Origin of the sequence: Polaromonas sp. OV174 (assembly GCF_900112285.1) — a bacterium.
In the GTDB taxonomy this organism is placed as follows: domain Bacteria; phylum Pseudomonadota; class Gammaproteobacteria; order Burkholderiales; family Burkholderiaceae_C; genus Polaromonas.
On the sequence record NZ_FOKZ01000024.1, the window covers coordinates 46,963 to 58,309 of the forward strand.

Annotated in this window: 15 protein-coding genes and 1 pseudogene; 7 read left to right on the forward strand and 9 right to left on the reverse strand. The window is 63.5% G+C overall.

What is annotated here, in order from left to right; genetic code table 11:
• Positions 1–148: 148 nt before the first annotated feature.
• Positions 149–838, forward strand: coding sequence for a Crp/Fnr family transcriptional regulator (locus BM160_RS18245; RefSeq protein WP_092007599.1), 690 nt, complete (start codon positions 149–151; stop codon positions 836–838).
• A gap of 19 nt (positions 839–857) precedes the next feature.
• On the opposite strand, the gene BM160_RS18250 is transcribed toward BM160_RS18245, so the two are convergent.
• Positions 858–1,841: a PDR/VanB family oxidoreductase gene (locus tag BM160_RS18250; RefSeq protein ID WP_255368995.1), complete on the reverse strand. Its 984-nt coding sequence runs from the start codon at positions 1,839–1,841 to the stop codon at positions 858–860.
• Positions 1,842–2,102: 261 nt separating this feature from the next.
• On the opposite strand from BM160_RS18250, the gene BM160_RS18255 reads away from it, so the two are divergent.
• A complete protein-coding gene (locus BM160_RS18255; protein ID WP_143093285.1) occupies positions 2,103–2,549 on the forward strand; it encodes a hemerythrin family protein in 447 nt (148 codons plus the stop codon).
• 61 nt (positions 2,550–2,610) lie between these two features.
• On the opposite strand, the gene BM160_RS18260 is transcribed toward BM160_RS18255, so the two are convergent.
• Together BM160_RS18260 and BM160_RS18265 are read right to left on the reverse strand one after the other, a co-directional pair.
• Positions 2,611–3,111 carry a GNAT family N-acetyltransferase gene (locus BM160_RS18260; protein WP_092007602.1) on the reverse strand — a complete coding sequence of 167 codons (501 nt, stop codon included), beginning with the start codon at positions 3,109–3,111 and terminating at the stop codon, positions 2,611–2,613.
• Complete coding sequence (locus BM160_RS18265; protein ID WP_092007603.1) at positions 3,108–3,674, reverse strand: DUF1439 domain-containing protein; 567 nt, start codon at positions 3,672–3,674, stop codon at positions 3,108–3,110. The genes BM160_RS18260 and BM160_RS18265 overlap by 4 nt, the downstream gene beginning before the upstream one ends.
• Before the next feature lie 68 nt (positions 3,675–3,742).
• On the opposite strand from BM160_RS18265, the gene BM160_RS18270 reads away from it, so the two are divergent.
• Positions 3,743–4,441: an aspartate/glutamate racemase family protein gene (locus tag BM160_RS18270; RefSeq protein WP_092007604.1), complete on the forward strand. Its 699-nt coding sequence runs from the start codon at positions 3,743–3,745 to the stop codon at positions 4,439–4,441.
• A gap of 25 nt (positions 4,442–4,466) precedes the next feature.
• Here BM160_RS18270 and BM160_RS18275 read toward each other — a convergent pair whose 3' ends face one another.
• From BM160_RS18275 to BM160_RS18285, 3 genes are all read right to left on the reverse strand, one after another.
• Positions 4,467–4,721 (reverse strand): hypothetical protein, encoded by a 255-nt coding sequence (locus BM160_RS18275; RefSeq protein ID WP_092007605.1) that lies wholly within the window; start codon positions 4,719–4,721, stop codon positions 4,467–4,469.
• 196 nt (positions 4,722–4,917) lie between these two features.
• A complete protein-coding gene (locus tag BM160_RS18280) occupies positions 4,918–5,727 on the reverse strand; it encodes a tRNA-uridine aminocarboxypropyltransferase (RefSeq protein WP_092007606.1) in 810 nt (269 codons plus the stop codon).
• Positions 5,728–5,824: 97 nt separating this feature from the next.
• The gene (locus BM160_RS18285; protein ID WP_092007607.1) at positions 5,825–6,205 is read right to left on the reverse strand and encodes a VOC family protein; all 381 of its coding nucleotides are present in this window, start codon (positions 6,203–6,205) and stop codon (positions 5,825–5,827) included.
• Positions 6,206–6,360: 155 nt separating this feature from the next.
• Here BM160_RS18285 and BM160_RS18290 point away from each other — a divergent pair, with 155 nt between their 5' ends.
• Together BM160_RS18290 and BM160_RS18295 are read left to right on the forward strand one after the other, a co-directional pair.
• Complete coding sequence (locus BM160_RS18290; RefSeq protein WP_092007608.1) at positions 6,361–6,933, forward strand: flavin reductase family protein; 573 nt, start codon at positions 6,361–6,363, stop codon at positions 6,931–6,933.
• A 242-nt stretch (positions 6,934–7,175) separates the two neighbouring features.
• A complete protein-coding gene (locus BM160_RS18295) occupies positions 7,176–8,303 on the forward strand; it encodes a Fic family protein (RefSeq protein ID WP_092007609.1) in 1,128 nt (375 codons plus the stop codon).
• A 104-nt stretch (positions 8,304–8,407) separates the two neighbouring features.
• Here the strand turns inward: BM160_RS18295 and BM160_RS18300 are convergent, their stop codons facing one another.
• The 3 genes and pseudogenes from BM160_RS18300 to BM160_RS22385 all read right to left on the reverse strand — a co-directional run bounded on the left by BM160_RS18300 (position 8,408) and on the right by BM160_RS22385 (position 10,235).
• Complete coding sequence (locus tag BM160_RS18300; RefSeq protein ID WP_092007610.1) at positions 8,408–9,283, reverse strand: PA4780 family RIO1-like protein kinase; 876 nt, start codon at positions 9,281–9,283, stop codon at positions 8,408–8,410.
• A gap of 205 nt (positions 9,284–9,488) precedes the next feature.
• A pseudogene (locus BM160_RS18305) lies at positions 9,489–9,707 on the reverse strand (DTW domain-containing protein); the annotation flags it as partial.
• Between the two features lie 60 nt (positions 9,708–9,767).
• Positions 9,768–10,235, reverse strand: a complete 468-nt coding sequence (locus tag BM160_RS22385) for a DUF6216 family protein (RefSeq protein WP_143093286.1) — start codon at positions 10,233–10,235, stop codon at positions 9,768–9,770.
• Between the two features lie 531 nt (positions 10,236–10,766).
• Between BM160_RS22385 and BM160_RS18315 the strand changes: the two genes are divergently transcribed.
• Both BM160_RS18315 and BM160_RS22785 read left to right on the forward strand, forming a co-directional pair.
• Positions 10,767–10,946, forward strand: a complete 180-nt coding sequence (locus BM160_RS18315; protein ID WP_092007612.1) for a CsbD family protein — start codon at positions 10,767–10,769, stop codon at positions 10,944–10,946.
• A 163-nt stretch (positions 10,947–11,109) separates the two neighbouring features.
• Positions 11,110–11,347, forward strand: a 238-nt coding sequence (locus tag BM160_RS22785; protein ID WP_255368996.1) for a hypothetical protein, incomplete at its 3' end; no start/stop codon positions are given.

Here is an 11,347-nt window from a genome sequence, read left to right on the forward strand (position 1 = left end):
TAGGGGTTTGGTAGATCTCGGGGCCATCGCAAGCCTGCGTGGCCGGAGGGGAGAAAGCCACCGCTTTGCCGCTGTGTTAAAAAGTAAAAATCCTCCTCGCGTCGGGGTGGGCTGCTTTTGAATCGCACCGGCGAGGAGGCCGGGCCCAATGAATGACACCCTGGTACGGCTGGCGATCACACAGTCCGAACTTTTTTCCGACTGGCCCGACGAAGCGATCGCCCGTCTCATCGCCCACGCCGAGGTGCTGGTGGTCGAGCCCGGCACCTGCGTCCATCACACCGCGGACCCGGCCAAGTACCTGACCATCCTGGTTGCGGGCTCTATGTATCTAACCCGGGAAATGTCCTCCGGGCGCACTTTCACGGCGGGGCTCCATCTGGCAGGTGAATTCCACGGGCTGGGGCCAGTTCTTTCCCATGTTCCGCATTTTTTCAACGCGACCTGCAAGGAAAAAACCGTGCTGGTCCGAATCCCCGCCGAACTCCTGCGCGAGATGATCGCCAGCAACGGGCGCTTGTCGTTCTCCCTCTTCGCCGCGCAGGAAAAGCGCCATTTTCGGGCCTTGAGGCTCCATGCCAGCGCCGCCGTCGAGACGATACAGGCCAGGGTGGCGGGCCTGCTGAAATCCATCGACGCCCGCAGCGTGAGTGGGCGCAGCGGCTCCGCGGTCAATCTGTCGCAAGATGAAATCGCCACCATGCTGGGCACGCGAAGGCAGGTCGTTAACCGGGCGCTGAAGGACATGGCGGAGGAAGGTGTGATCCGGGTCGAGTACGGCCGGATTTCTATCCTCGACAACGACAAGCTGGCTCAGATGGCGCCGGACTCGAACTAGCCTCGTTCATATCGCCCGTTTACAGGTCCAGCGTCAGTTCCGGCGATTTCGCGCGGGAGCAGCAGATCATCATCGTCTCCCCCGAGTTTTTCTCGGCATCGGACAGGACCAGGTCGCGGTGATCCGGAACGCCGTCCAGGACGTTGGTCACGCAGGCCCCGCAGATGCCGCTCATGCAGGAGTAGGAAACATCCACGCCGGCCTTCAGGACCGCGTCGAGGATAGACATGTCGGCACTGATAGGAATCGTTTTGCCGGTCCTCGTCAGCTTCACGGTAAATTCCTGGTCCGTGACGCCCGCCGGCTGCGCCGCCGCCGGCTGCGCCGCCGCCGGCGCGGCAAAATACTCGCGATGCACCAGGGCAGGGTCCCGCTGCGCGCAGGCGGATTCAAATGCTTCCAGCATACGGATGGGGCCGCAGCAGTACACATGCGCATCGGGCGGGGCAGCGGCGACGATGGCCCCAAGGTCCAGCCGCTTGCAGCTCATCCCGCCGTCGTAGTTCATGTGCACCCGGCCCCCCGCCTGCGACGCCAGCACGGCGATCGTGTCGACAAACGCCGTGCCTTCGGGCGTTCGCGTTGAATAGTGCAAGGTCCACGGCGCCCCGATCTGCGACAGGCGCTGGACCATGTTCCACAGCGGGGTGATGCCGATGCCGCCGGCGATGAACACCGAATGCGAAGCCGCTTCGTTCAGCGGAAAACTGTCACGCGGCTCAGAGATGGACAACACCTGCCCGACCCGCAGCTGCTCGTGCATGTAGTTGGAGCCGCCTCTGCCGGATTCGTCGCGGTTTACCGCAATCGCATAGCGATGGCGTTCACCCGGTGCATTGACCAGTGAGTAGCTGCGCACCAGCCCGTTGGGAAGGTGCACGTCGATGTGGGATCCCGCCGGAGCGGTGGGCCACCGATGTTCACCTACCGGCCTGAAATCGAAGCCGAGGATTCCGGAGGCGAGCCATTCGATCGAATGCAGCCTTGCTTGAAGTGTGTTCATGAGTAGCATTCTTGGCGACGCGAAGTCGTTAGTCCAACCCAGACAGGGCGCAACCGTTTCCAAAGTTGCAATTGGCCGATCGAGCCTGCACGGCGTCCTCCGAGCCCCAAACGCCAAAGGCAACAAACAGAACAATGTCCTCACTTCGCCGCTTGCTGTAAGCCCGTGCGCAGCCAATACTGCGTCACAGCCGATTCACTTCACGAGGATCAACATGACGAACACCGCTTTCAATCTGGGCCGCTAGGGGATCTCGTCGACATGAATATCCAATCATTTCAGCCGATGAATCTGGGCGATGCCCATCTGGACCGGGAGCACGCAGAGCTGTTCCGTCTGGTGGGTGCGCTGTTCGATGCCTCCAGCAGCGAGGCGGTTGCGGCCCTGGACAGCTTGCGCACCGAGATGCGGGAGCATTTTGGCCGCGAGGATGCGGATCTGCGCCGCCTGGGCGGCAACAACGCCGAGTGCCATCTGGACGAGCATGCCGCAGTCCTCAAGTCCCTGGACGAAGTGCATCTCATCCTCGGCGAAACGGCGACGACACCGGCGACCGCGCAGCGACTGGTCTCCAGTCTTTCGCTCGAACTCCTGCACTGGCTGCCGGAGCATGTGAGTGAAATGGACGCGAACCTGGCGGCGGTTCGCAGCAAGGCCCGATTTGGCGGCGTTCCTATGACGTTGCTGCGGCGCAAGCCGGGCGCCTAGCGCCCCACCACCGACCAGCCCGCCTTGGGCATGGCCTTGTCGTTTTCGTATTCCGACATAGCTAAAGAAGCTTGTACATGCGCGCATTGCGCAGCACCACGCCCCGCCTTTCGACCTGCTGGCGCGCCTCCAGCACAAAACCATGGCGGCTGAAAAACGGCTCGGCCCTCAGGCTGACATCGGCAAACAGCCGCGTGATGCCGCCACGCGCCGCTGCCTGGTGGATGTGCGCCATCAGTGCCGCACCGACGCCACGCCCGGCATGGGTCGCGGCCACAAAGAAGTGGTCGATATAGCCCGAGGCCTGCAGGTCGGCGTAGCCGACCACCTCGCCATCGATCTCGGCGACAAAGGGCTGGTTGGCGCGCATGCGTTCGCCCCACGGCGCGGCGTCGTAGTCCAGCGGCGCCCAGGCGTTGAGCTGCTCGGGGCTGTAGTCCCGGCCCGCCAGGCCGTGAATCGAGGCATGAAAGACGGCCCGCAGCGCCGCCTCATCGCCAGCGCGAAAGTTTCGGATGCGCAAGCCGGCCGTGCCAGCAGAGGTCGATGGATGGGGCGTCATGGCGCTTTGTTGACGAAGTCAATCACCAGCCCCTTGTCGGTGACCGTGATGCTGCCCGGCTGCAGGCCCATGGCGTCGGGCAGTGCCAGGTCTTGCGGCCGCAGCTGGTGCAGCACGACTTCCTGCAAGGCCTGCTCGGCCAGCGCCGGCCCGTAGGCCTTGAGCAACTCGCTGGGGCCGGGCGCCAGGTCGGGAAAATTCAGGGCCTTCACCCGCAGCTGGTAGGCGCGCACGGTCTGGTCGCTGGCCTCGTAGCGCAGCGCGAAATCCACATCGAAGCTGCCGCTATAGCTGCGCCGCAGCGCCGGCCCGGCGGCTTGCACCGCCATCTCGGCAGCCAGCCGGTTCAGCTCGGGCAGCAGGCGCAGACGCGGCGCCTGCAGGGTCAAATCCAGCAGCTTGCCGACCGGGTAGCGCAGCGGAAAGCGCCGCGCCACGGCCTGCTGCAGCTGCTCGGCCGACACGCTGAAGCTGGGCTGGCCGTGCGCGGCGGGCAGGGCTGACAAGCCGGCACCGGCCAGCGCCAGCCGGCAGCTCAGGGTCAACAAGCGTCTACGCTTCATCCGTTTCATTCCTGTGTTGGGTGGCAGCCGTGCATTGTGCGCCAGCCGTGTATAGCTAAGATCAAGCCATGACCCAGCACATCGGAATCGTTGGCTGCTCCGCCGAAGGCGCAGCGCTTTGCTACAAAACCATTTGCATCGAAGGCGCGCAGCTGCTCGGCCCGCACGCCCATCCCGAGGTTTCCATGCACACGCCCTCGCTGGCCGACTATGTGGATTGCCTGGAGCGCGGCGACATGCCGGGCGTGGCCGAGTTGATGCTGGCGTCGGCCCACAAGCTGGCCAGCGCCGGTGCCGATTTTTTGATCTGCCCCGACAACACCATTCACCAGGCCTTTGCCCATGTGGCGCCGCGCTCGCCGCTGCCCTGGCTGCATATCGCCGAAGTGGTGGCCGCAGAAGCCACCAGCCGCGGTTATCGCCGCCTGGGCATCACCGGAACGCGCTGGCTGGTCAACAGCGAGGTCTACCCGGACAAGCTGGCCGCCCAGGGCCTGGCCTATTTGCGGCCTGAGCCGGCGGAGCGCGAGGAGATCAATCGCATCATCATGGACGAGCTGGTGTGCGGCCTCATCAAGCCCGAGGGCGTGGTTTATTTTCAGCAGCTGATCAGCCGCATGAAGAGCGCAGGCTGCGACGCCGTCATCCTGGGCTGCACCGAGATTCCCCTCATCATCAACGACGCCAACGCCGTGCTGCCGACGCTGGATTCCACCCGCCTGCTGGCGCGGGCGGCCTTGCGCCGGGCGGTGCAGGCGCAGGCATAAATAAAGCAGCGCCGCCAAGCGCGGTTTAGCGCCGCCCCACCACCGACCAGCCGGCCTTGAGGTTGGCCTTGTCGTTCTCGTAGTCCCAGGCGGTGCCGCAGCGGTCGCAGCGGTAGCTGGTGACGGTGACCAGCGCGCCGCCGCGCCGTTCCTGGCGGTTGTTGCCCTGCACCAGCTCGGGGTGGCCGGGGGCCTTGCGCCAGTTGCGCTGGATGCCGGCGCAGGAATCGCACAACTCCATTTTCTTCAGTTCGTTCTGTCGGTTCAGGTCGTCGGTCATGGGGTGGCTCTTTGGGTTGGGTGGCGGCTGGCCCTTGGGCCATGCCTGGATGAGTTGGCGCTTGGCGCCCTGAGTCTGATTGTCGCCGCTCGCTAGAGGCCTGGTTGTTACAAACCCAATCGACCTCTGGCGCTCTACTGGCATGCGGCGGCAGCTATAAAAACAGTAGCATTGGCGGGCCGCCCAGGGCTCGCCTTCACAAGGGGCTGGCAGCAGCCGGCCAACGCAAGCCGCTCAGGCGCTGGTGCGCCGCGTCCTCCAGGTCCACTGGCTGCTGGTTCTTGGCCCGCAGGTAGTGGTTGGTGAACACATCCAGATAAGCCTCCAGCGTCTGCGCCGCATGCGGCTCGCCGGCCAGCTCCAGGCACAGGGCGGCGACTTCCGAGGTGCAAAAGTGAGTGTCGCGCTGCGAGCGGCGCAGGCGGTAGCGCGACAGCTGTTCACTCTGCAGGCTGAGCACCGGAAAGCTGTCCAGGTAAGGGCTTTTGCGAAACATCTTGCGCGCCTCGGGCCAGGTCGCGTCCAGCAGCACAAACAGCGGGCGCTTGCCCGCCTGGCCTTTTGCTGAGGCGATCAGCGTGTCGGTAACCACCCGCTCAGCCGCCACAAACTCCCCCGGAAACACCAGGTAGGGTTGCCACTGCGGATCGGCCAGCAGGGCCAGCAGCGCCGGGTCGACCTCGGTGCGCGCCCAGCCAAAGGCAAAGGTGTCGGCCACCATATCGGCAATCAGCCAGCCGGTGTTGCTGGGTTTGAGCGGCTCGACGTCGGCCATGATCAGGCAGACCCCGGCCCGCACCGGCAGGGCCGGGCGCAAGGCGCACAGGCAGTGGCTGGGCAGCAGGCGGCAACCGGCGCAGCGCTCGCCGCTGGGGCCGCCACGGGCCAGAAAGGGTTTGGAGCTGCGCGCCAGGCGCGTGGTGCGCAGGCGGGAAACCGCATGGGGCAGCGCGTGAGGGACGGCTTGAGGGGCGAGAGGGGCTTGGGGGGCAGAGGCGTGGAGCATGGCGTCATTCAGCGGCGGGACACGCACTTTAACGCCTAAGCTCAATTTAGCCGCCAGCCCTTTGCCGCCCGCCGCGGCCGATGGCGGCCACAGCGCCTTATTTGGCCGGGCGGTGCAGCACGCAGAGCTTGTTGCCGTCGGGGTCGCGCACATAGGCCAGGTAGAGCTTGCCCGCTGGGCCTTCGCGAAAGCCCGGTGGGTCTTCACAAGTGGTGCCGCCATTGGCCACGCCAGCGGCATGAAAGGCATCGGCCTGTTCGGGCGATTGCGCGGCAAACCCTATGGTGCTGCCATTGCCGTGGCAAGCAGCCTCACCATTGATGGGCGTGGTGATGGCGAAGGTGCCGCCCGCGCTGCGGTAGAAATAGCGATTTTTGTTGGCAACCCCGGGGGCTATGCCCAGCGTGCCGAGCAGCGCATCGTAAAACTTCCGCGACACTTCCAAATCATTCACACCTAGCATCACATGACTGAACATTTTCATCCTCCGTTAAAGCCCGACATCGGGCGAAATAAGTCCCGGCCCATGTTAGCGGCGATGCCAACCGCCTGACCATCCGGTCTAACCGCAGCACGTAGTTTCACCTAAGCTGGCACCTTGAATCAGCCTTACTCAGCTCACCCATTCACACCATGCAGCCCAGCCATTTCACCCCCGTCCCACTCGAAAAAGCCTATCGTCTGCTCAACCACGGCCCCACCGTGCTGGTGTCGGCCAGCCATGGCGGCGTCGATAACGTCATGTCGGCCGCCTGGGCCTGCACGCTCGACTTCACCCCGCCCAAGGTCACTGTGGTGCTCGACAAAGCCACCCGCACCCGCGAACTGGTCGAGGCCAGCGGCCTGTTTGCCCTGCAACTGCCTACCGTGCCCATGGCCGCGCTCACCGTTGCCGTGGGCACCGACAGCGCCAAGACCCTGCCCGACAAGCTGGCCCAGCACGGCGTGGAACTGTTTCGCGCGCCCCAGCACAGCGTGCCGCTGGTGCGCGGCTGTGCCGCCTGGCTGGTGTGTCGCCTCATCCCCGAGCCGCACAACCAGCAGGCCTATGACTTGTTTATCGGGGAAGTGGTGGCCGCCTGGGCCGATGAGCGCGTCTTCAAAGACGGCCACTGGCATTTCGACGAAGCACCCGAGGCATTGCGCACCCTGCACTACGTGGCCGGCGGGCAGTTTTATGCGACAGGGGCGTCGGTGAAGGTGTGAGCCGCATTTTTCAGGATACTGCTCATGTCGCATAGTCGCGACGCCGGAGTATGCCTAAGGAACCACATCAAATTGGCCTCTGGCGCTTATGGGGCGAGCGCTGGCAGCTATGAAATCAGGAGTATCGTCTGACGCGTCACCGTCCACTACGCATCCAGCCCCGAGTAGCTGCGCGCAGCCTTGCGGCGATTGGGATGCTTATTCACCGCACAATTTGCGGTGAATAAGTCCATGATCACCGCATGTGGACCGAAAAGCCAACCCGCCACCGCACCTACCTCTGGCAACGCCCCGACTGGCCCCAGTGGCGCTGGGACGCCGCTGCGCTGGCCGCGCCGCTGGCACAGGTGCACCGCGCCCAGGGTCATCTGGCGGGCCGCATGGCCGAGCTGGGGCTGGCACAGCGCGACCAAGCGACCTTGCAGGCTCTTACGCAAGAAGTCATCACTACCAGCGCCATTGAGGGCGAAGCGCTGAACCTGGATGCCGTGCGCTCTTCCATCGCCCGGCGGCTGGGCGTGGACATTGGCGCGCTCGCCCCGTCCGACCGCCATGTCGACGGCGTGGTAGACATGGTGCTGGACGCCACCCAGCACTACGCCCAGGCGCTCACGTCCGAACGTCTGTTCGGCTGGCATGCCGCACTGTTTCCCACCGGCTACAGCGGGCGACTGCGCATTCAGGTGGGTGCGTGGCGCAATGACGCGGCAGGCCCGATGCAAGTGGTCTCTGGCCCGGTGGGCTGCGAAAAGGTGCACTACGAAGCCCCGCCTGCTTCAGCGCTGCAGCACGAGACCCGAGCCTTTCTGGACTGGTTCAACGCCCCCGTGGCGGGCGATGCACTCATCCACGCCGGGCTGGCCCACCTGTGGCTCGTCACCCTGCACTCGTTTGACGACGGCAACGGCCGCGTCAGCCGAGCCGTGGGCGACATGGCGCTGGCCCGTGCCGAAGGAAGCCGCCAGCGCTTTTACAGCTTTAGCGCCCAGATACAGCGCGAACGCAAGGACTACTACGACCAGTTCGAAACGACTCAGCGCGGCACGCTGGATGTAACGCCGTGGCTGAGCTGGTTTCTGGCCTGCCTGCTGCGCGCCGTGCAGGGCGCAGACGGCCTGCTGGCTGGCGTATTGGACAAGGCCCAGTTTTGGCAACGCTGGGCCGGCACTCCCATGAACGAGCGCCAGGCGTTGGTGCTCAACCGCGTGCTCGATGGCATGGACGGCAAGCTTACCAACGCGAAATGGGCGGCGCTTGCCAAATGCTCGCCCGATACCGCCTTGCGCGATATCAGCGACCTGTTGGCGCTGGGAGTGCTGGGCAGGCTCGAAGGCGGCGGGCGCAACACGGCGTACTGTTTGGTCAGGTAGCCGGTTCAAGGGAGCGGCGCTGGGTTGGCAGGTGTGCCGCCGCACGCCGTGCCCAACGTAGACGGCTTTTAGTCGATGTGGCCGGGCTGGTCTCGGACTGGCCCTCAAGCCGCAGCCATGCGCAGCCTGCGCGCCGCTTCTTCATCGCGGGCGTCGTCGATCTCGCGCAGCACGGCCTGCATGTCCACGTTGGCATGGGCGTGCTGGTAGCGGCCCGTCAGCGCGGTTTCGTTGGTCAGCAAGCCGGCCTGGTACAAGCTCCAGATCTCGGGGCCGTAGTCGGTGCTCAGCAGTGCCGGGGCAAACTGGCCAAAGAAATCGCGCAGATTGGCCACATCGCGCAGCAGCATGCGCTGCGCGTGGTTGTTGCCGGCAGCATCCACCGCCTGCGGCAGGTCAATGATCACGGGGAAGTGCACGCCATCGGCGTCGCCTTCCACCGCCGCATGGGCCAGCAGGATGTTGAACTCTGACAAGTCCCCGTGCACCACGCCCGCGCACAGCATGCGCACCACTTCGGCGATCAGCGTGGCGTGGTGGGCCAGCGCCTGGGCTTGGGTAAAGAGCACATCGTTCAAACGCGGCGCGGCATCGCCGTGCGCATCGGTCACCAGCTCCATCAGCAGCACGCCATCGTGAAAGTTGTAGGGCTGCGGCACGCGCACGCCCGCTGCGGCCAGGCGGTAGAGCGCATCGACCTCGGCGCTTTGCCAGGCAGCCTCTTGCTCCTGCCGGCCAAACTTGCTGCCCTTGGCCATGGCGCGGGCCGAGCGCGAGTTCTTGACCTTGCGGTTTTCGGTGTAGTCCACCGCCTGGCGAAAGCTGCGGTTGGTCGCTTCTTTGTAGATCTTGGCGCAGCGCGTTTCATCACCGCAGCGCACCACAAAGACCATGGCCTCTTTGCCACTCATGAGCTGACGCACCACGGTATCTATCAGGCCTTCTTCAACAAGGGATTGGAGTCTGGGGGGAGCTTTCATCCGGTCGATTGTGACCGGCTTGCGCGGTGGGGCTGGCGCCAGCCCGTTTTGGGGCTGGACGGAGGGGTTGCGCCTGTATTTGGGTGAAATTGGCCGCTAGCGCTTATGTATTAAGCGTAAGAAGCTATTAATTTTGAAGTGACTTGCTCATGCGGGCATCTCCAGCTGCTGGTGAGCCTCGACCATAAAAGGTGCTGCGATTGAGAAACGGCTCGGCCACCATATTGGCAATCAGCCAGTCCGTGTTGCTGGGCTTGAGCGGCTCCACGTCGGCCATGATCGGGCGCAAGGCACGCAGGCAATGGATGGGAAGCAGGCGGCAACCCGCGCAGCGCTCCCCGCGCGGGCCGCCATGGGCAAGAAAGGGTTTGGAGCTGCGCGCCAGGCGGGTGGTGCGCAGGCGGCTAACCGCGTGAGGGGTAATAGGGGCTTGGAGCGCTTGTGGAGCAGGGGCATGGAATCATTCAGCGGCGGGATTCGCACTTTAACGCCTAAGCACGATCTTGCCGCCAGCACCCTGCAGCCCACCGCTGCCAAGCTGCCCTATGAGCGTAGCCAAAAAAAGTTTGGCTCCTTGCATTAATTTGGAAGGTAATTTTTGAACCCGGATTTGCCGCAAGTCAGGATCAAAGTATTCGCCAGCCATTCGAAGCGCGAACATCTCCACGTTGTGACGCTTCGTCCATTGAATGAGTTGATGGGCATGTTCCAGGGTGCTTACAGGAACGCCAGCAATAAACCGGAACGACATCAGGCTGTTTTGCTCGCTGATAAATGCTTTAACCTCAGGATCGCTGATCTCTTGATTGCCGTGGACCAGTTGCCATAAGCGATAGAGCAATGAGTGACGCGATCGAGTGCGCAAGATTACCCATAGGAATAGCGCAACAGTACATAAGGGAGCGAGTACTCCCAATGCACCGGATATGGTGGAGAAAGCGGTCAAGTCCATCTGCCGTTTACCTTCTCAAGAATTGAGAGAAAGGCTGGCATTGAGGTCTTAGCGGCTCTGCCAGTCGCCATTCGTCACCGGTCATGCGGGAAACACATGTCCCCATCCAAGGAATAAGAGTCGCCATGCAGGTTGTCACATTCATTAACAGTATGTAACGATCATGCCATGTGAGGACAGGGCGCTTGCCTGATTGGCGTGGGTGTTTTCCCGGCATGCGGGCGCTCCAGTTTATGTATCAAACAAGCCTGTGGCCCTTGATTGACGGTCGCTGACAGCTATTGATAGCGTAGCAATCGAAGCATGCCAAGCCCACTGTCCTGCAGCCGCCATCGCCCTTGGCGGGCGGGGTCAGGCGCGGCCTGACCACAGGCGCTAGGGCGCATGGCCTACGCGTGGGTGGAGCGCCGGCTTTTAAGCTGAAGGTCTGTCAACGGTTCACGACGATCCGTTGAGTCGCGGCAAGGCTTTGGAGCTTGCGGCGTCAGGCCCGGTGTGGGTCAGTTCCGTCGAATCAACCAGGAGTTCAGCATGAACAAGGATCAAGTCAAAGGCACCCTCAAGGAAGCGGCAGGCAAGGTGCAGGAGGCCGCCGGCAAGCTGGTCGGTAGCAAGGAGCAGCAGGCCAAGGGCCTGGGCAAGCAGGTGGACGGCGGGGTTCAAAAAGCCGTTGGCGATGCCAAGGAAATAATCAAGGATGCCACCAAGTAAGGCTTGGGTTTTGCCCGGACGTGGGCCCCCTGCGTTGGGGCGACTAAGAGATTCCGGGTTTGGAATTTGAAAAAGGCCTGGGCATTTTGCCCAGGCCTTTTCTTTGGTGCGCCCAGCATGGGCGCACACCTGCGGGTGCAAGTCCCGCCAGGAGCTGGTCACAGTGAATGAAGTGAAGCGCAACTGCGTGAGGGCGACCGAACGTGGGAAGGAAGCGTGGAGCGTAAATCGTGAGCCGATGAACAAGAACCGCATAGAAGGCGTTGCCAAGCAGGGCGAGCGGGCCAAAAACCGCAAAGCTCTTGTGACCAAGGCGAGGTGGCGTAGATGCGGCGGTTGTGCGATGAAGGTGTGCGTTCTTACCTGGGGAGATCTCGCCTCGTGGGTGAAAGCCCGACGGC